The 18837-nt window shown below is 33.8% G+C and carries 22 protein-coding genes; 18 read left to right on the top strand and 4 right to left on the bottom strand.

The window, feature by feature from the left end; translation table 11 throughout:
• Positions 1-4 precede the first annotated feature (4 nt).
• From B0A67_RS17425 to B0A67_RS17445, 5 genes are all read left to right on the top strand, one after another.
• Entirely contained in the window at positions 5-355 is a 351-nt protein-coding gene (locus B0A67_RS17425; protein WP_072955023.1) for a four helix bundle protein, read from the top strand.
• A 30-nt stretch (positions 356-385) separates the two neighbouring features.
• Positions 386-1324 (top strand): mevalonate kinase family protein, encoded by a 939-nt coding sequence (locus B0A67_RS17430; protein WP_072955026.1) that lies wholly within the window; start codon positions 386-388, stop codon positions 1322-1324.
• Between the two features lie 74 nt (positions 1325-1398).
• Positions 1399-1989, top strand: a complete 591-nt coding sequence (locus tag B0A67_RS17435) for a DUF502 domain-containing protein (RefSeq protein WP_072955029.1) — start codon at positions 1399-1401, stop codon at positions 1987-1989.
• 65 nt (positions 1990-2054) lie between these two features.
• A complete protein-coding gene (locus B0A67_RS17440; RefSeq protein ID WP_072955033.1) occupies positions 2055-3011 on the top strand; it encodes a geranylgeranylglycerol-phosphate geranylgeranyltransferase in 957 nt (318 codons plus the stop codon).
• Between the two features lie 237 nt (positions 3012-3248).
• The gene (locus B0A67_RS17445) at positions 3249-4157 is read left to right on the top strand and encodes a pseudouridine synthase (protein WP_072955037.1); all 909 of its coding nucleotides are present in this window, start codon (positions 3249-3251) and stop codon (positions 4155-4157) included.
• A 75-nt stretch (positions 4158-4232) separates the two neighbouring features.
• Here the strand turns inward: B0A67_RS17445 and B0A67_RS17450 are convergent, their stop codons facing one another.
• Positions 4233-4829 carry a DUF937 domain-containing protein gene (locus tag B0A67_RS17450; protein WP_072955040.1) on the bottom strand — a complete coding sequence of 199 codons (597 nt, stop codon included), beginning with the start codon at positions 4827-4829 and terminating at the stop codon, positions 4233-4235.
• A 263-nt stretch (positions 4830-5092) separates the two neighbouring features.
• Positions 5093-5593, bottom strand: coding sequence for a DUF456 domain-containing protein (locus B0A67_RS17455; RefSeq protein ID WP_072955043.1), 501 nt, complete (start codon positions 5591-5593; stop codon positions 5093-5095).
• A 48-nt stretch (positions 5594-5641) separates the two neighbouring features.
• Here B0A67_RS17455 and B0A67_RS17460 point away from each other — a divergent pair, with 48 nt between their 5' ends.
• Together B0A67_RS17460 and B0A67_RS17465 are read left to right on the top strand one after the other, a co-directional pair.
• On the top strand, positions 5642-6025 hold the full coding sequence (locus B0A67_RS17460; RefSeq protein ID WP_072955046.1) for a hypothetical protein: 384 nt from the start codon (positions 5642-5644) through the stop codon (positions 6023-6025).
• 47 nt (positions 6026-6072) lie between these two features.
• Positions 6073-6558: a hypothetical protein gene (locus B0A67_RS17465; protein WP_072955048.1), complete on the top strand. Its 486-nt coding sequence runs from the start codon at positions 6073-6075 to the stop codon at positions 6556-6558.
• A 10-nt stretch (positions 6559-6568) separates the two neighbouring features.
• Here B0A67_RS17465 and B0A67_RS17470 read toward each other — a convergent pair whose 3' ends face one another.
• Positions 6569-7492: a lysylphosphatidylglycerol synthase domain-containing protein gene (locus tag B0A67_RS17470; RefSeq protein WP_072955052.1), complete on the bottom strand. Its 924-nt coding sequence runs from the start codon at positions 7490-7492 to the stop codon at positions 6569-6571.
• A gap of 143 nt (positions 7493-7635) precedes the next feature.
• Between B0A67_RS17470 and ruvC the strand changes: the two genes are divergently transcribed.
• The 9 genes from ruvC (at position 7636) to B0A67_RS17515 (ending at position 13335) form a co-directional block, all read left to right on the top strand.
• Positions 7636-8190 carry a crossover junction endodeoxyribonuclease RuvC gene (gene ruvC / locus B0A67_RS17475; RefSeq protein ID WP_072955055.1) on the top strand — a complete coding sequence of 185 codons (555 nt, stop codon included), beginning with the start codon at positions 7636-7638 and terminating at the stop codon, positions 8188-8190.
• 74 nt (positions 8191-8264) lie between these two features.
• Complete coding sequence (locus B0A67_RS17480) at positions 8265-8636, top strand: four helix bundle protein (protein ID WP_072955058.1); 372 nt, start codon at positions 8265-8267, stop codon at positions 8634-8636.
• 122 nt (positions 8637-8758) lie between these two features.
• Positions 8759-9892, top strand: coding sequence for a radical SAM family heme chaperone HemW (hemW, locus tag B0A67_RS17485; RefSeq protein ID WP_072955060.1), 1134 nt, complete (start codon positions 8759-8761; stop codon positions 9890-9892).
• A 122-nt stretch (positions 9893-10014) separates the two neighbouring features.
• Positions 10015-10392 carry a GxxExxY protein gene (locus tag B0A67_RS17490; protein WP_072955063.1) on the top strand — a complete coding sequence of 126 codons (378 nt, stop codon included), beginning with the start codon at positions 10015-10017 and terminating at the stop codon, positions 10390-10392.
• Positions 10393-10470: 78 nt separating this feature from the next.
• Positions 10471-11244 (top strand): cyclase family protein, encoded by a 774-nt coding sequence (locus B0A67_RS17495; RefSeq protein WP_072955066.1) that lies wholly within the window; start codon positions 10471-10473, stop codon positions 11242-11244.
• Between the two features lie 159 nt (positions 11245-11403).
• Positions 11404-11802, top strand: coding sequence for a GNAT family N-acetyltransferase (locus B0A67_RS17500; RefSeq protein WP_072955578.1), 399 nt, complete (start codon positions 11404-11406; stop codon positions 11800-11802).
• Positions 11799-12149 (top strand): DUF4260 domain-containing protein, encoded by a 351-nt coding sequence (locus tag B0A67_RS17505; RefSeq protein ID WP_072955070.1) that lies wholly within the window; start codon positions 11799-11801, stop codon positions 12147-12149. The genes B0A67_RS17500 and B0A67_RS17505 overlap by 4 nt, the downstream gene beginning before the upstream one ends.
• An 8-nt stretch (positions 12150-12157) precedes the next feature.
• Complete coding sequence (locus tag B0A67_RS17510; RefSeq protein WP_072955073.1) at positions 12158-12529, top strand: MmcQ/YjbR family DNA-binding protein; 372 nt, start codon at positions 12158-12160, stop codon at positions 12527-12529.
• A gap of 71 nt (positions 12530-12600) precedes the next feature.
• Entirely contained in the window at positions 12601-13335 is a 735-nt protein-coding gene (locus B0A67_RS17515; RefSeq protein WP_072955076.1) for a PH domain-containing protein, read from the top strand.
• A gap of 119 nt (positions 13336-13454) precedes the next feature.
• On the opposite strand, the gene B0A67_RS17520 is transcribed toward B0A67_RS17515, so the two are convergent.
• The gene (locus B0A67_RS17520) at positions 13455-14555 is read right to left on the bottom strand and encodes a DUF4407 domain-containing protein (RefSeq protein WP_072955078.1); all 1101 of its coding nucleotides are present in this window, start codon (positions 14553-14555) and stop codon (positions 13455-13457) included.
• Between the two features lie 267 nt (positions 14556-14822).
• Here B0A67_RS17520 and B0A67_RS17525 point away from each other — a divergent pair, with 267 nt between their 5' ends.
• Positions 14823-17633 (top strand): TonB-dependent receptor, encoded by a 2811-nt coding sequence (locus tag B0A67_RS17525; RefSeq protein WP_072955080.1) that lies wholly within the window; start codon positions 14823-14825, stop codon positions 17631-17633.
• Between the two features lie 74 nt (positions 17634-17707).
• A complete protein-coding gene (locus B0A67_RS17530) occupies positions 17708-18766 on the top strand; it encodes a phytase (protein WP_072955083.1) in 1059 nt (352 codons plus the stop codon).
• The last annotated feature ends 71 nt before the right edge of the window (positions 18767-18837 follow it).

Raw genomic sequence — 18837 nt, forward strand, 5'->3', positions numbered from 1 at the left:
CTTTATGGAAAAGAAAAACGTTATAAAAGATAAGTCCTTTGTTTTTGCAATTGACATTGTAAACCTTTACAAAGCTCTAAGTGAGAAAAAAGAATTTGTTTTATCCAGACAAGTTTTGCGTTCAGGAACATCGATCGGAGCAAATGTAAGAGAATCTGAACATGCTCAAAGTAAAGCAGATTTTATTCATAAGTTATCTATTTCATTAAAAGAAGCAAACGAAACAGAATATTGGTTAGATTTGCTGTATGAAACAAAATATCTTTCTGATATCGAATTTCAAAATATTAAACCTAAAATCATTGAGTTATTAAGATTACTAACGAGTATCATAAAAACTTCTAAAAACATATAATTATCAATTGTTAATTATTCATTTTCAATTATGAAAGGACCATTATTTTACTCAAAAATATTACTCTTTGGAGAATACGGAATCATCCGCGACTCTAAAGGGCTTTCTATTCCTTATAATTTTTACAATGGTGCATTGAAGAAAATCGAAGATCCTTCGGCAGAAGCAATCGCATCCAACGCAAGTTTACAACGTTACACTACCTATTTAGAAGCTTTACAAAATGAGCAACCTGATTTGGTAACTTTCGATTTGTTAACTTTAAAAAATGATGTCGAAACCGGAATGTATTTTGACTCAAGTATTCCACAAGGATACGGAGTTGGCAGCAGCGGCGCTCTTGTTGCGGCTATTTACGATAAATATGCTACAAACAAAATAACGGTTTTAGAGAATTTAACCCGTGAGAAACTGTTACAGCTAAAAAATATATTCGCTCAAATGGAGAGTTTTTTCCACGGAAAAAGTTCTGGTTTAGATCCTTTAAACAGTTATTTAAGCATTCCGATTTTAATTAATTCAAAAGATAATATTGAAGCTACCGGTATTCCTACTCAAAGTTTTGACGGAAAAGGTGCTGTCTTTTTATTAGATTCAGGAATCGTAGGCGAAACAGCGCCAATGGTAAACATTTTTATGGAAAACCTAAAAGACAAAGGTTTCCGTACGATGCTTAAAAACCAATTCGTAAAATATACTGATGCCTGCGTCGAAAACTTTTTACATGGCGACATGAAATCGTTGTTTACCAATACTAAAAAGCTGTCAAAAGTCGTTTTAAACAACTTTAAACCAATGATTCCGGAACAATTTCACGGAATCTGGCAAAACGGAATCGATACCAATGATTATTATTTAAAACTTTGTGGTTCCGGCGGAGGTGGTTATATTCTTGGTTTTACTGAAGATTTAGAGCGTGCTAAAGTATCTTTAAAAGATTACAAATTAGAAGTTGTTTACCAATTCTAAATTTAAACTTCTTTAAAAATCCAAGCCTATTGAATATGCTTTCCTAGAAATCATCACCCTAAAAGTTATTTAATATGAAAAGTATTTTAAAGATTATCAAAGCAACTTTTTTAGGCGGAATTCTGTTTTTAGCACCCTTGGTTTTATTGTTAGTAATTCTTGAAAAAGGATACCATATCATCCAAAAAATCACACTTCCGATTATCAGTCATTTCCCGAAAGTGAAAATTTTAGGACTGGCAATTGAGGAAATAATTGCCATCATAATTATATTCATCATTTGTATTAGTGCAGGCTTAGTAGCCAGGACCACCTATGCAAAGAGATTGATTCAAAGACTTGAAAATGGAATTTTGAGTTTCATTCCCGGATATTCGTTCATAAAAAAAACAAACGAAAATATTATGGGTTTTGAATCAAACGAAAACCTAAAAGGTGTTTTAGTGCCCACAGATGCAGGATTACAATTTGCTTTTTTGATAGAAGAAATAAACGACAACAATTTTTCAGTGTTTGTTCCCGCTGCACCAAATCCCTGGAGCGGCTCAATTTGCTTTGTAGAAAAAAAAGACATCAAAGAAGTTGGAATTTCTCAAAAAGAAGCCTTAGCTTGCATTCGAAAATTAGGTTTTGGTTCTGCTGCCTTATTAAAAGACAAACTTTAGTATTTGCAGCCCAATTCAGTTTTTAAACAAACCCTTAAATTAAAATCCCAAACGAACTTTAAAAAATGTTAAGCAGACAGCACAAACTTTTAGTCATGAAAATTGTTAGTTTGTTCTCAGTAGTGAGGGGCTATAACATTCCGATTATTGTTTTAGCACAATATCTATCTTCGATTTTTATATTGGCTCCCGAAAAAAGAGCGCTTGACATTTTACTTGATTTCAACTTATTTCTAATCGTTTTTGCTTCTGCAATTACCATTGCCTCAGGATACATTATCAATAATTTTTACGACAGTCAGAAGGATTTAATTAACAGGCCCAACAAATCAATGCTGGACAGGCTGGTAAGTCAAAAAACGAAACTTTCAGTTTATTTTACACTTAATTTCATTGCTGCTTTAATGGCTTTAATTGTTTCCTGGCGTGCTTTTTTATTCTTTTCGGCCTATATATTCCTGATTTGGTTTTATTCACACAAAATAAAAAAATACCCTATTGTCGGAAATCTTACCGCTGCTTTCCTGGCCGTTTTACCATTTTTTGCCATTTTACTGTATTTCTACAATAAGATTTCATTTGAAGAAATTGAAGATCATATGGGGCATTTTATGGTGATTTCAGCACATGCCGTTTTCCTGTTTTTACTATTGCTGATTCGGGAAATGATCAAGGATTTAGAGAACCTAAAAGGCGATTTAGCAAATAATTACAGAACAATTCCGATAATTTATAACGAAACGGTTTCCAAACAAACCATCACTATTTTAACGATATTAACGGTGGTTCCCGTTTATTTCTTAATCAACATTTATGACGTAGGTTATATGGACATCTACTTTTATATCTGTTTTGCTGTTTTATTGTTTTTTCTGCTTTATTTATGGAAATCGAACTCTAAAGAACAATATTTATTACTTCATAATGTACTTAAATTTTTGATTGTTTCAGGTGTTTGCTGTATTGTTCTGATCAATCCGAGTATTTTGTGGCACGGAAAAAATTTACTTCTAAAGATTTAGAAAGGACTCACAGATGACGTGTGTTTAAGCAGGTCTTCGATTTTTTTTGTTTTAATCTTTTGTAAATCTCTGTGTTAACTTTGCAAACCTTTGTAAAACAACCTCTTCTCAACGTATTTAAAAAAAGCCAATTGAAACGCTCCTGCAACTCCAAAAAACAATAGCTATTAATCTAAGAACAATGAACTTATGATTATTTAGCAAGAATAAACTATCTTTGCACAAATTACAGAATTTATGAACAATAAGGAAGGCAACAATAAAGGCGGCGGTTCTAGATCAAATAGCTCTAGACCAAACTCTAACAAGCCAAAACCTGCCATGCAAAAGCGTGCTCAAGGGCCGAAAAAAGTGAAACCTGCTGTTAAGGCTGCGGAAGAAGAAGCGGCACAAAAACTAAAAAAACAGAATCAGGCTCCAAAAAGACAAAAAGCTGCAGACGAAATTCGTTTGAACAAATACATCTCTAATTCTGGTGTTTGTTCGCGTCGTGATGCTGATATATACATTCAGTCCGGAAACGTTAAAGTAAATGGCGTACCGGTTACCGAAATGGGTTATTTAGTAAAATTGAATGATGTTATTAATTTTGACGGTGCTATTTTGACTCCTGAAAAGAAAGAATACATCTTATTGAACAAACCTAAAAACTTTACAACCGCACTTGACGAAGGTCAGGAATACCGTAACGTTCTGGAACTTGTTCGTGGTTCTACAACGGCTAAAATTGCTCCGATTGGAAGAATGGACAAAAACACGACTGGTTTGTTGTTGTTTACTAATGATACGGATATGATTCGTAAATTTACTTTACCGAGTCAGAAATCATCTAAAATCTATCAGGTTTCTTTAGATAAAAACCTGAAATTTGAGGATTTAGAAAAAATAAGCAAAGGTTTAGTTCTTGACGGACACCGCGTGTTTGTTGAAGAAGTAAGTTATATTGAGAAAGAAGCAAAAAGCGAAGTAGGCCTTAAATTACGTTCATCCAATGTAAAAGTGGTTCGCGCAATTTTCGAACACTTTGATTATGATGTTTTACGTATTGACCGTGTGTCGTTTGCTGGTTTGACCAAAAAGAATTTACCTCGAGGTAACTGGCGTTTTTTGACAGATCAGGAAGTTATCAATTTGAAAAACGTTTAAGAAACACTTCAAAATTGATTTGAGATATAAATCCTGTTTTACTTTTGTAAGACGGGATTTTTTATTTTTTAGAAGTTAAAAAAAGTTATGACCGAAAAGCGTAAAAATAGATCTTCCGATGGATTGATTTTTTTCTTCGACTGATTCGTAACAGGAGAATCCAAGGATAATTTTGATTCCGGGCGGAATACTATTTAAAATATCTCTTTTTTGATCGTCGAGAAGTAATTTGAGACTGTCTAACAATTGAAGATTATTTTTAAGATAAGAAGCAACTAATAAAGCTGAAAAATTAAGAATCTCTCTTGCTGTCTCACTTTTGATTCCGACTTCATTAGAGATCATTTCGGAAATCCTTCCTTTTTTATTGCTAAAAATTTCTTTCAGTAAAGCGTTTCCTTCGATACGATAACAATCATCTACTGATAAAATCCTTCCGGATGTAAAATCGACTTCCTGATAAAACGTTGAATCGTCCTGTATTTGCGAAACGACTTCTTTGCAAAAACCCGATTCCTCTATCCTATTGTACAAACCCATTAAAACTGTACCTATCGAAACATCAATTCCCTTGATTAAAAGTGCATCATTTTCAAAATAAAACTTGTTCAATTTTGAAACAACATTAGAAGAAATAAAACGTCTAAGTTCAATTTGTAGGTTTGGGGTCATACTTAAATTGTTTAAAAAATTATTTAAATCTATTCAAGATAACCGATAAAGTGAGGCTTTTTATCGTTTATCAGGATAAAAATATAAAATATTTTAACATTTCCAAAAAATAAGTTAAAAAGTCAATCCCCCAGCAAGCGTTTATTTAACAAAAAAAACGCCCTTCGCCAATAAACATAACCCTTTCGTTATCAAACCAAAGTGAAAAAAAAATTTGTAAAAAAATAAAAAAATAGGAAAAAAGCTAAATGCGCATTACATAATTAAAACAATAATCTTCGATATTCCCATGTGGTGTGCAAAAATATACCTAGAAAAATAATACAAAACATAAAATTGATAAAACTAGAAGCAAGAAAACCAAGTAATGATCCCGTTGCTGCTTTTAGCGCACGCTGATGATTTTTAGAATCATAAATCAATTCTCCAACAAAAGCACCAACAAACGGACCAATAATGACACCAAAAGGTATCGGGGCAAGAATCCCAACGATGAGACCGATATTTGTTCCCCAGATTCCGTATGAACTCCCTCCAAATTTCCTGGTTCCTTTTGCCGGAATTACATAATCCAGAACCGTAATAACGATAGTGATCAAAAGTGTAATACCTAAAACCCAATAATTATTTTCGACCGCCTTTGTCATATACAGCAATAATAAACCTACCCAACAACTCGACAACCCCGGAAGAACAGGCAGAAAACTACCAAAAACACCTACAATCATACATATAAAACCGAGTAACAACAATAGTAAATCCATATATTTTTTTGTAATTTTGTCCCTAAAGATCCTTATTAAAACAAGCCAATGCGTAAACTTTTGCAAATAGCATTATTTACCATATTGATTATTTTGATCAATACTACTACATATGCGCAAAACAAAAAGCTTTCTGTCGAAGATCAATTAATTCAGGATAGTATTTATAAAAGTAATAAGAAAAAAGTTTTAAATTTTTCTATGAAAGATTTTGATGCACTTTTCTTTGAATACTTTAATCGTAAAAATGATCCAAGTGTTGTTTTAACGAAAAAAGATTTCTACAATTATACCGTTCAAATTGCGGCTTTCTCAGATCGTTTGTCATCGTTATATCCTGATCAAAAAGAAGTTGCGGCGCAGAACAAAGAACAATGGCTTTCAGAAAGCTACGAAGATTATCTGCAATACAAAGCTTCTCAAAAAAAATAATCGTATTTTTATACCCTAATTAGTTCATTCAATTCAACATCAAAATCTTGAAGCAGTTTTTCCTTTTTTTAGTTATTCTATCTTTCAATTCTTGTCAATATTTTGAGAAGCAGGTTCCGTCTGAAAAAGAGTTACTTCAAAAAGAATTAAAATCAATCAACTGGAAAGAAGTTGACGAATATCCATCCGTTGCCAATTGCGATAAAATCGCTGATAAAAAACAACGTCAACAATGTTTTTTCCAGGTTATGGCGCAACTCATTCAGCAAAAACTAGACATTGATACGCTCTCCATCATGTATCCTGAACTTGACACGATAGAAGTAAAAGTGACCGTTTTTCCAAACTCAACCATGAAATTCGAGCCACAATTTCCTAAGGATTCCGTTGCTTATGACACTATCAAAATCGATAGCATTTTGCACGCCCGCCTGATCGATTTCCCTAAAATAAATCCGGCACTAAAACGCGGACTTCCTGTAAAAACCCAATTTATTTTGCCCGTTATTCTTAAAGCTAAAAACGAGAAATAAGTACGATTGCCTACACAGCTTTGGTTTTAAAATTCAGCACGTAATAGGAACCAATAAGCACAGGTAAAACGACATTTAAAAACCACATCAGAGTACTTATAAAAACGACAATCCATTCGTTTACGCCTAATATTCCGAAGAAATATATGGCAACACTTCCTTTTACCGCAAAATCCAAAAACTGAAAAGTGGGCAATGACGAAGCTAAAAAGTAAACCACAGCAATTGTAGCAATCAGTGTAAAATAAGGCAAATCGACATCAAAAGCCAAAAACAAAAAGTAATATTGATGGGAGAAAACCAAATAACGCAAAACGCCTAAAAAAATATTTTTACGATGAATTGGTTTTGGAATTTCATTGATTTTATGCATTAATTTCTCAATCGAATATCCTTTGATTTTTATTTTTTTAAAGAGCAAAGAAAATAGAATAAAGAAAAAAGATATTGCGATTATTCCTAAAACCCATTTCCAATATCCAAGAAATAACAAACCAATTGTTCCAAAAATCACCGTTAAGATCATCTGAATCCCATTGCAAATCAAATTCAGGAAAATGACTTTTTTGGCTTCAGATTTCGGATAATACAATGCTTTTCCTGCGTACTCTCCTACTCCGTTTGGTGTAAAAATTCCTGCTGTAAGTGCTGCCAAGACTTGTTTTGTCGCTTCTCCTAATGAAATCTCCTCGATAATCTTAGCCAGATTCTGCCATTTCAAAATCTCAAAATAACGATTCAAAACACTCAACAGCAAAATAAATGCAATTCCTAAAACCGATTGATTTTTACGAAACAGCGTAATAAACTTTTGCCAGTCGAGTTTGTCATTGTTCGCCAACTGATTATAAATAAAGTAAAATGCGCCACCTACAATCAAAAGTTTGACCAGAAGAACAAGGAATTGCTTAGCTTTGTGAGGAATTGAAATCATGCCGCAAAGTAAAGGAAACTATTGCGAAAAAGCTATTTCACAAAGATTCACAAAACGGCCTCAAAGTCACACAGAGAGATTAAAAACAAACTTTGTGAATCTCTGTGCCAACTCAGTGCAATTTTGTGCAACCAAAATAAAAAATGACAAAAGAACGCATCATATTAGGTATTGACCCCGGAACGACGATAATGGGTTTTGGATTGATAAAAGTCATCAATAAAAAAATGGAGTTTCTGCAATTGAACGAATTGCAACTTTCCAAATACGACAATCATTACCAAAAACTAAAAATCATTTTTGAGCGTACCATCGAATTAATCGAAACGCACCATCCTGACGAAATTGCGATTGAAGCGCCTTTCTTTGGTAAAAACGTACAATCGATGCTAAAATTAGGTCGTGCACAAGGTGTTGCAATGGCTGCAGGACTTTCAAGAGATATTCCTATTACCGAGTACGAACCTAAAAAAATAAAAATGGCCATTACCGGAAACGGAAATGCCAGTAAAGAACAAGTTGCCAAAATGCTCCAACAACTTTTAGGTTTAAAAAAATTACCTAAAAACCTGGATTCAACAGATGGTTTGGCGGCTGCAGTTTGTCACTTTTTCAACTCTGGAAAAATCGTTGCCGGAAAAAGTTATACCGGTTGGGATGCTTTTGTAAAACAAAACGAAGATAAAGTTAGAAAATAGTGTTCCGTAATCAGTTTTTTAGTGATCAGTTTATAGATTATCTAAAAAGTGATCAGTTTTTAAAATAATACATAATGACATTCCACGATTTATTCGCTTATAAAAAATCTTTTTCCTTAGCAATGAAAATATTTGATATTACAAAATCATTTCCTAAAGAAGAAATCTATTCACTAACGGATCAAATAAGGCGCTCTTCACGAAGTGTACCCGTAACTATTGCTGAAGCTTACAGAAAAAGAATCTATCCTAAACACTTTTATAGCAAGTTAACTGATTCTGATGGAGAAAATTCTGAAACACAAGTTTGGTTAGAATTTGCTTTTGTTTGTAAATACATTTCTAATGATTCATATCAAGAACTTCTAGCCGAAAGTACTGAAATAGGAAAACTAATTAATTACATGCTTTTTAATCCTGAAAAATTTGGAGTCAAAAAGGAGTAAGCAGTATTCAGTTTTTTAGTATTCAATATTTTAACAACTCAAAAACTGAACACTAAAAAACTGAATACTGAATACTTTTCTAATAACTGAACACTAAAAACCTGAACACTGAACACTATAAAATGAGCGGCATCTACATTCATATTCCTTTTTGCAAGCAGGCTTGCCACTATTGTGACTTTCATTTTTCGACTTCGATGAAAAAGAAAGACGATATGGTTTTGGCTTTAGCCAAAGAAATTGCCAGGCGTAAAAATGAGTTTTCAACTGAAATTGTAGAAACTATTTATTTTGGCGGTGGAACTCCTTCGGTATTATCAAATGACGAAATAAACTTTTTAATTTCTGAAGTTTATAAAAATTATAAAGTGGTTGAAAACCCTGAAATCACGCTTGAAGCCAATCCGGATGATTTATCTACTGAAAGAATTTTCGAATTATCAAAAAGCCCAATTAATCGTTTAAGCATTGGGATTCAGTCTTTTTATGAAGAAGATTTAAAGATGATGAATCGCGCTCATAATTCGGCGGAAGCTATAAATTGTTTGACAGAAGCAACAAAATACTTTGATAATATTTCACTTGATTTAATTTACGGAATTCCGGGTTTGACAGATGAAATGTGGAAGAAAAATATTGAAACTGCGTTGTCATTTGGCATTCCTCATATTTCGAGTTATGCTTTGACTGTTGAACCTAAAACGGCTTTAAGAAAACTAATCGATACCGGAAAAATTGCCGAACCACAAGACGAAGTTGCTTCCAATCACTTTATGATTTTGGTGGAAATGCTTCAAAAAAATGGTTTTATTCACTATGAATTATCGAATTTTGGAAAAGAAGGTTATTTCTCTAAAAACAATTCGGCGTATTGGCTGGGAAAAAAATATATCGGAATTGGCCCTTCGGCACATAGCTATGATGGCGAAAAAAGAGGCTGGAATATTGCCAATAATTCTCTTTATTTAAAATCGATTCAGAACGATGAACTTCCAATAGAAACTGAAATCCTGACCATTTCTGATCGTTACAATGAATATATTATGACAGGTTTAAGAACTATTTGGGGCGTTTCTTTAGAACGAATTGAAACTGAATTTGGCTTAGAATATTTGAATTATCTCAAAAAGCAAAGTCAGAAATTCTTAAACGACGATTTACTTTCGATAGAAAACAATATTCTAAAACCAACCGCAAAAGGAAAATTTTTAACGGATGGAATTGCTTCAGATTTATTTTATTTAAATTTGAAATGAGAGCTTAACCGCAAGGTTCGCTAAAGTTTACGCAAAGAACGCTATTTGTTTTTTTGTAGGAATAAATTTATGTAAAATTTTAAATACTACATTTGAGTTTTTAATTATTAAAATTAATACTCATGTCAGAAAATGAATTATCACGAATTGTTTTTGATTGCGCCTTAAAAGTCCATCAAACTTTAGGCCCCGGGCTTTTAGAAAGTGCTTATGAAGAATGCCTTTTTTATGAATTAAAAAAATCAGGTTTAGCAATTGAAAAGCAAAAACCACTCCCTTTAATTTACGAAGAAATAAAATTAGATATTGGTTATAGATTAGATATTATAATTGAAAATAAATTAATTTTGGAAATAAAATCGGTTGACGCTTTAAATGAAATCCATTTCGCGCAACTATTAACTTATTTAAAATTAACAAATTGCAAATTAGGTTTACTTATAAATTTTAATGTCGTTTTAATAAAAAATGGAATGCGCAGGGTTGTAAACAAACTGTAGCTTCTTAATTTAAAAAGATAATTTATAAAACCTTGCGAACTTTGCGTAGAACCTTTGCGCCCCTTGCGGTTAAAACTTATGATAGCAAAAATCAACAAGTTCGAAATCAACCTATCAAAACCCATTGATATCTCAATTCCGTTAACGAATACAGACGAAAATCCGATTGCGTGGTACATCGAAAAACCGGTTATCGAACCTGTAGTTTTTGGAGATTGGATTGGGAAAGTTTCTGAAGGAAAATCATCAACCAATTTCAATAATATTTTCTTTAATCCCCACGGGCACGGAACGCATACGGAATGTTTAGGACATATTACGAATGAATTTTACAGCATCAATCAATCGTTGAAACAGTTTTTCTTCTTTGCGAAACTGATTACAATCGAGCCTGAAAAAATTGGGGAGGATTTGGTGATTACAAAAGAGCACATTTCAAGTTCGCTCAATGGCACAAATGCTTCGACCCCGCTCAGCAAGACAGAAGCTTTAGTGATCAGAACACTTCCAAATCAAAAAGATAAAAAGTCACGAAAATACTCCAATACAAATCCACCTTATTTATCTGAAGAAGCAGCGATTTTCATCCGCGAAAGCGAAGTTCAGCATTTATTAATTGACTTGCCAAGTGTTGACAAAGAACATGACGAAGGAAAATTATTAGCGCACAAAGCATTTTGGAATGTAAAAGATACTTTACACTTAAATGCTGATGCACGTTTAAATGCAACAATTACAGAAATGATTTATGTTCCAGACGAAATCGAAGATGGAAATTACATCCTAAATCTTCAAATTGCTTCGTTCGAAAATGACGCAAGTCCGTCAAAACCAATTTTATATAAGATTTAAAATAGCCGCCAAGAATTTGACGAATTATGCTTGTGTCTTTTTTGCCACAGATTAGAAGATTTACACAGATTTTATCCTTTTAATCCTTTAATCTGTGGCAGAATAAAAGACGAAATTCGTGTAAATTCGCGAAATTCGTGGCAAAAAAAACCAACCAATATGATTAGCGTTTCAACAGATAAAGCCAAACTTGACGTTCCGTTCATACAAAACTTTTTAAAAGATATTTACTGGGCAGCCGGAAGAACTATCGAAGAAGTGCAGACAACAATTGATGCTTCGGTTTGTTTTGGAATTTACTTCAACGACAAACAAATTGGCTTTGCGAGAGTCATTACCGACTATGTCGTTTTTGGTTACGTAATGGATGTGTTTATTACCGAGGAACATCGCGGAAAAGGATATTCATCTCTTTTAATTGCAAATATGATGAACGAGCCTATTCTTAAAAATATTCAAATTTGGAGATTGGCTACAACTGATGCACACTTTTTATATCGTAAATTTGGTTTTACAGAATTGAAACATCCTGAAAAAATGATGGAAAAAAAACTATGAAAACAATAATCAAACTCGAAGAAGCGGCTTTATTTATCCTCGGAATCTTTTTATTCAACCGTTTAAATTTTGAATGGTGGTGGTTTTTAGTTTTAATTTTAGCCCCGGATTTGTCTATGTTGGGTTATCTTTTTGGAAACAAAAGCGGTGCATTTTTTTATAATGTATTTCATCATAAAGGAATTGCACTTTTAGTTTATGCTTTAGGATGTTATTTAAGTATTGAAACGATTCAATTAGCCGGAATTATTCTATTTGCACATTCGGCAATGGATCGGATTTTTGGATACGGATTAAAATATGAAAAGGGTTTTAAATACACTCACTTAGGTGAAATTGGTAAATAAGAAATGATATGAATCTAGAAACGTATTACGAATATTGTCTTTCAAAAAAAGGCGTTAGCGAACATTTTCCTTTTGATGAAAATACTTTGGTTTTTAAAGTTGGCGGAAAAATGTTTGCTTTATCTTCTTTGTCACAATGGGAAAAGAATGAACCTTCAGTCAATTTAAAGTGCGATCCGGAGCGTGCTCAGGAATTACGAGCAGAATATGACGAGATAAAACCGGGATTTCATATGAGCAAGGTACACTGGAATACGGTTGCTTTAAACGGGAGTTTGTCAACCGCTTTTGTCAGGGAATTGATCGACCACTCGTATGAATTGGTTTTCAAAAGTTTGACAAAGAAAATTCAGAATGAAATTATTGAATTAGAAAATTAGGCATTAAATTTGCACCATAAGAAAAAAACTTAGCAACTCAGTTACTATGTAACTTAGCAACTTATAAAAATATGAAAGAACAATTTAAAAAATTTCTAAACGAAGAACAAGATCCAAAAGCGATTGAGAAAATCACTTCGAAACTCCATGATTTATTGATGAAAGGTGAAGAAATTGGATATATTGCCGTTCAAAAAAAACCGGCAATCACTGTTTTTCCTGATAGTATTGTATTAACAAACAAACGAATCATTATTTGTCAGCCTAAAAATTTAGGTCTTTCAATGGATTTTACTGATTATACTTGGGATAATGTTGCGGGTGCTTTTGTAAAAGAAAATATTTTAGGTTCAGAATTTTCGTTTAATACCAATACTGATTTATCAATTTCGATTGATTACATTCCGAAAATTCAGGCCAGAAAAATTTATACATACGCTAAAGAACAATTAGATTTAATAAAAAATCCAATTGTTGCCGAAACTCCAATCGCAGAAACTCCAATCGTAGAAACAGCACAAGTTGTTGAGGAAGAAGATGACCTTGAAGAGGAAGTAGAAGAAGTTGAAACGGAAGAAGTAACAAATTATGCTGAAATCATGCCGGCTGCTACTCCATCTTATACAGAAACTTACGAGCCTATTCAGCCACCAACACAGCCTGCATCAGGAGATCGTAAATTAAGTGACTTATCTAAAGAAGAACTTTTCGATAAATTGCAGAATTACAAAAAATTACTTGACAACGGATTAATCATGCAAGGTGAATATGATGTTTACAAAAAAGAAATATTGAGTTATATGTAAAAATGTAATTTGTAAAATGTAAAAAGTCTTAGGCTCTAATTGAACTTAAGACTTTTTTTATGACTTGTTTTTAGAATGAACATTTTACATTTTACAAGCTACATTTTACAAGCTACATTTTACAAAGTAGCTTTCTGCTTTTCTACAAAACTATTCGATTGCAGTTCTAATAACTCCGTTGCATTTTTACGCTGCAAATCGTATAGATTTTTATCTTCTGCAATATCAGCGTATACTTTGTCATGCATTTCAGCGCTCGTTTTGACTAATAAATCACGTTGGTATTTATTTTGTGCCAAAGTTGCTTTCATAGCCGTTTCAGCTTCTTCCTGTTTGAAATCGAATTCCCCTTTTGGAGCCAAAAGTTTTGCAATAATTGGAGACGTTTCGATTGCCAGAAACAATAACATAATAAAGAATGACGGCAACCAGGGCAATTTATCCAATGCATTGATACGCGCCATTAAACCATCAAAACCTTCAATGATAGGCTGTGTCAGCGATACTTTTTTATCTAAATCTGCCTGAAGCTGCGTACCTGCTTTTTCTTTTGCAGCTATTTTTGCTTCATTAGTCGTTTTTAAAGTTTCAAATTCCTTTAGAGCTGCATCGTGTTTCTCTCGTTTCTCTTTATAAACAGGACCTTTACCCAATTTTTTAGTTCCGGTTGTTCCTTCAGCTTCTGTGATATAAGTCGCATAAAGAGCATTTACTTCTTTTTCTTTATTCAGAATATCTGCTTTTAAAGCTGCAATCTCAGCCTTATTTTTATCTAAATCTGATTTAAAATAATTACCAACTTGTTTTTTATTGGCCAATTCCATTTCGTTTTTTTCCTTCAACAAAACGGTATTGATTTCTTTTTCGAAAATTTTAATTTCTAAAGGTTTAGAAATTACGATGGCAATAATAACTGCCAACATAATTCGCGGAGTTGCCTGTAGAAATTCATCAAAAAAACGATCTCTTTTTTTAATTGTCGAAACGATAAACCGGTCCAGATTAAAGATTAACAAACTCCAGACAAACCCAAAAGCTACAGCCGGATAAATAGAGTCAAAAACAGTGAAAAGCGCATAAGCACTGGCCAGAAAAGCCATAACAGCAGTAAAGAAAACGGTGGCGCCAATACCAACATATTTGGTTTGTTCGCCTTCTGAGCAGCCTTCGAGTAAGTCCCGATCAGCCCCAGAACAAAGGATAAAAAATTGTTTTAACATGATTGATGATTTTTGATTGATGATTACTTCTTCAGTTCGCCCTTCGGGCTCGTGTGATACGGCAAATTTAGCGCCAAAAATTTAATTCTCAGGTAAATAGTTGATTTGTTTTGACTTGCAGCCTTAAAAATTCCTTTTTTCTTAAATGTTACTTTAACATTAATCTTTTTTTAATGTTGGAAAGGAATCATAACACTATGTTAATTTTTTTTAATGGTCTTAATAACATTAAGGTTCTAGTTTCGCAACAAAACAAACTAAAACACAATGAAAAAATTTTATTTAGTAATAACATTTATGTTATTAGCCTTTTCAGGTTATGCCCAAAAAGCCATAATCTCAGGAAAAGTATTGGACATTGACGATAAACTTCCTTTACCGGGAGCAATGATTCAAATTGTTGGTGAAAACAAGTACACCGTTTCAGATTACAACGGCCGTTTTGAATTATTAAACATCAATGTTGGAACGTACAAAGTAGAAGTAAAATATATTGGATACACTGCCATAACTCAGGAAATCACTGTAGAACAAGGCAAAAATAACGTTATTGATTTTGCTCTTAAAACTTCAGGAACCGAATTGAATGAAGTAGTGGTTGGAGACATCTTAAAAGGTCAGGCTAAGGCATTAAACCAACAAAAAAACAGTAAAAATATCGGAAACATCATTTCCTCTGATCAAATGGGGCGTTTTCCGGATGCCAATGTTGGAGACGCTTTAAAGCGTGTTCCGGGTATCACGATGCAGAACGATCAGGGTGAAGCGCGTAATATTATCATTAGAGGTTTGGCTCCGTCTTTGAACTCGGTAACTTTAAATGGTGACAGAATTCCGTCTGCAGAAGGAGACAACAGAAATGTACAGATGGACTTGATTCCGTCTGATATGATTTCGACTATCGAAGTAAATAAAACACTGACTTCAGACATGGATGCGGATGCAATTGGGGGTTCTGTAAATTTAGTAACAAGAGCGACTCCAAATGGCGAAAGAATCTCAGCAACTCTTGCCGGAGGTTATATGCCAATTCGTGAACACGCCACATACACGGCAGGTTTAGTTTACGGTAATCGTTTTTTAGACAATAAATTAGGCGCCGTTGTTAGCGGATCTTATAATAATGTAAATTACGGATCTGATAACATCGAAAACGAATGGGTAAAAGACGAATTCGGGAATGAATATCTTCAGGCATCAGAAATCAGAAAATATGATGTACAACGTATTCGCCGCAGCGGATCTGTAGCTTTAGACTACAAATTTGACGAAAATAATACCATTTTTGCCAACGCTATTTACAACTGGAGAGATGACAGGGAAAATCGTTTCAGAACTACTTATGATGATATCGAACCTATTTATAACGGACAACAAATTACAGGTTTTGAAGGTCGTGTAAAACGCCAGACAAAAGGTGGAATTGATAATGATCGTGATAAAAACAGACGATTAGAAGATCAGCGTGTTCAGAATTATTCGATTCGCGGTGAGCACTTAATCAACTCAAAACTAGATTTAGACTGGTCTGCAAACTATGCAAAAGCCAGAGAATACCGTCCGGGAGAGCGTTATATCGAATACCGTCAAAAAGGTTTAGAAATGACTCAGGATTTATCAGATATCAGATTTCCATTAATTACGACAACCGGAGAATCTTTGGATAAATTCAAATTTCAAACGGTTACAGAAAATACAGATGAAACAAGCGAAAGCGAATTTGGAGCAAAAATCAACATCCGTTTCCCTTTTACTATTATTCCATCTGAAAAAGGAAGATTGAGAACAGGACTTAGACTTCGATTGAAAGAAAAAGAAAGAAACAATAACTTTTATGCCTACGAACCAGTCAATGATGACATGGCTTTATTATCGCAGGTTTCAACGAGTTATTATGATGGCACAAATTTTAATCCGGGAAGCAAATATGTTCCGGGAGCTTTTGCCTCAGCAAATTTCTTAGGAAGTCTTGATTTGAACAATTCTGCCTTATTCGAAAAATCATCAGATCCTGCAGAATTCTTAGCCGTAAACTATAATGCAAAAGAGAGCATTTATGCCGCTTATGTAAGATGGGATCAGGATTTTAATGATAAATTATCTATGGTTTTAGGATTCCGTGTAGAGAACACCCATATTGATTATACCGGAAACCGCGTTTTAGACGAAGAAGAATTAGAGAGCCAGATCAATACCAAAAACTCCTATACTAATTTGCTGCCAAGCATCTCTTTGCAATACAATGCTACAAAAGACTTAGTATTAAGAGCTGCTGTTACGACAGCTTTAGCAAGACCCAACTATTATGCACTGGCGCCTTACGTAAACAATATTGCTGCCGACAAAGAAATTACAGCCGGAAATCCGGATCTTGACGCTACCTATTCATACAATTATGATTTTATGGCAGAGAATTATTTCAAATCTGTTGGTTTGATTTCCGGAGGAGTTTTCTACAAAAAATTAGATAATTTCATTTACAATTATAGCGACAATCAATACAATGCTGCAAAATTTGCCGCTGATTTCCCAAATCAAAATAATCCAATTCCGGCAGGAGAAAACTGGTCATTCTTGCAATCAAGAAACGGAGATACAGTTGATGTTTACGGTTTCGAAGTCGCGTTTCAACGTCAGTTAGATTTTCTTCCTGGGAAATTCCTTAAAGGATTTGGTATTTATTTAAACTATACGTACACAAAATCTAAAGCAAAAGGAATTGCCGATGAAGACGGAAACGAGAGAAATAACATCAGCCTTCCGGGAACAACTCCACATATGTTCAACGGATCATTGTCCTGGGAAAACAAACGTTTTTCTGCAAGAGTTTCTACCAACTTTACTTCAGATTATTTAGATGAATTGGGTTCAGAATCGTATAAAGACAGTTACTACGACAAACAATTTTTTGTAGATGCAAATGCTTCATACAAGATTACACCAAAACTTCGTCTTTTTGCTGAAGCCAATAACTTAACCAATCAGCCTTTACGTTATTATCAAGGAGTTGAGGCACATACCAAACAAGCCGAATATTATCAGGCGAGATATAATTTTGGTTTGAAACTTGACTTGTAACAATCAATTTATAAATTCTTAAATTAGACAGAACTTAGCGGTTCTGTCTAATTGTATTAAAATGAAAATCCATAATGAAAAATAAATCCATATTAGCTTTTTTACTTTTAAGCACTTTATTTACCGCTTGTAAAGATGATAAATTAGCGCCCGTTGCTGCAAATGCAGTAAAACCAACAGTTGTTACCGAAGCTTTACCTCACGATACTGATGATCCTTCGATCTGGATTCATCCAACTGATGCCACAAAAAGTATTATTGTAGGAACAGATAAAGACACTGACGGTGCTTTGTATGCTTTTGATTTAAAAGGAAAAATCATTGCAAAATCAGAGGTTCTAAAACGTCCGAACAATGTTGATATCGCTTACGGTTTAATAATCGACGGAAAAAAAGTTGATGTTGCCGTAACGACAGAACGAGAATCAAACAAAATCAGAGTCTTTAGTTTACCGGATTTAAAAGCAATTGATAATGGTGGAATCTCTGTTTTCGACGGCGAAGAATTGCGCGACCCAATGGGAATTGCTTTGTACACCCGAAAAAGCGACGGTAAAATATTTGCCATTGTAGGCAGAAAATCCGGACCGTCAGGAAGTTATTTATGGCAATATGAACTTTCTGGTTCAGGAAAATTCGCTACGGCAAAAGTGGTTCGCAAATTTGGCGCTTATAGCGGAAAGAAAGAAATCGAAGCGATTGCGGTTGATAATGAATTGGGAACAATTTTGTATTGCGACGAACAATTTGGAATCAGAAAATACAAAGCCGATCCTGCTTTAAACGATAACAAAGAAATTGCTCTTTTTGGAAAAACTGGTTTTAAAGCCGACAATGAAGGAATTGCGATTTACAAAAAAACCGATTCTACCGGATATATTTTGGTTTCGAACCAGCAAGCAAATACTTTTATGGTGTATCCAAGAGAAGGCGCAAAAAGCAATCCGAACGATTATCCTTTGTTAGCAGAAATTCCAACATCTACTATTGAATGCGATGGAGCCGATGTGACCAGCCTTAATTTAGGAGGAGATTTCAAAAACGGTCTTTTTGTAGCCATGAGCAACGGAATGACGTTTCATTACTACGCCTGGGATTTGATGCAGAAACGTATCGATGAGGCTAAGAAATAGTTTTTTTGTTTCAGGTTTCAAGTTTCAGGTTCAAACTAAAACTTGAAACTTGAAACCAACAAAAAAGCTGT

Origin of the sequence: Flavobacterium aquidurense, from assembly GCF_002217195.1 — a bacterium.
In the GTDB taxonomy this organism is placed as follows: domain Bacteria; phylum Bacteroidota; class Bacteroidia; order Flavobacteriales; family Flavobacteriaceae; genus Flavobacterium; species Flavobacterium frigidimaris.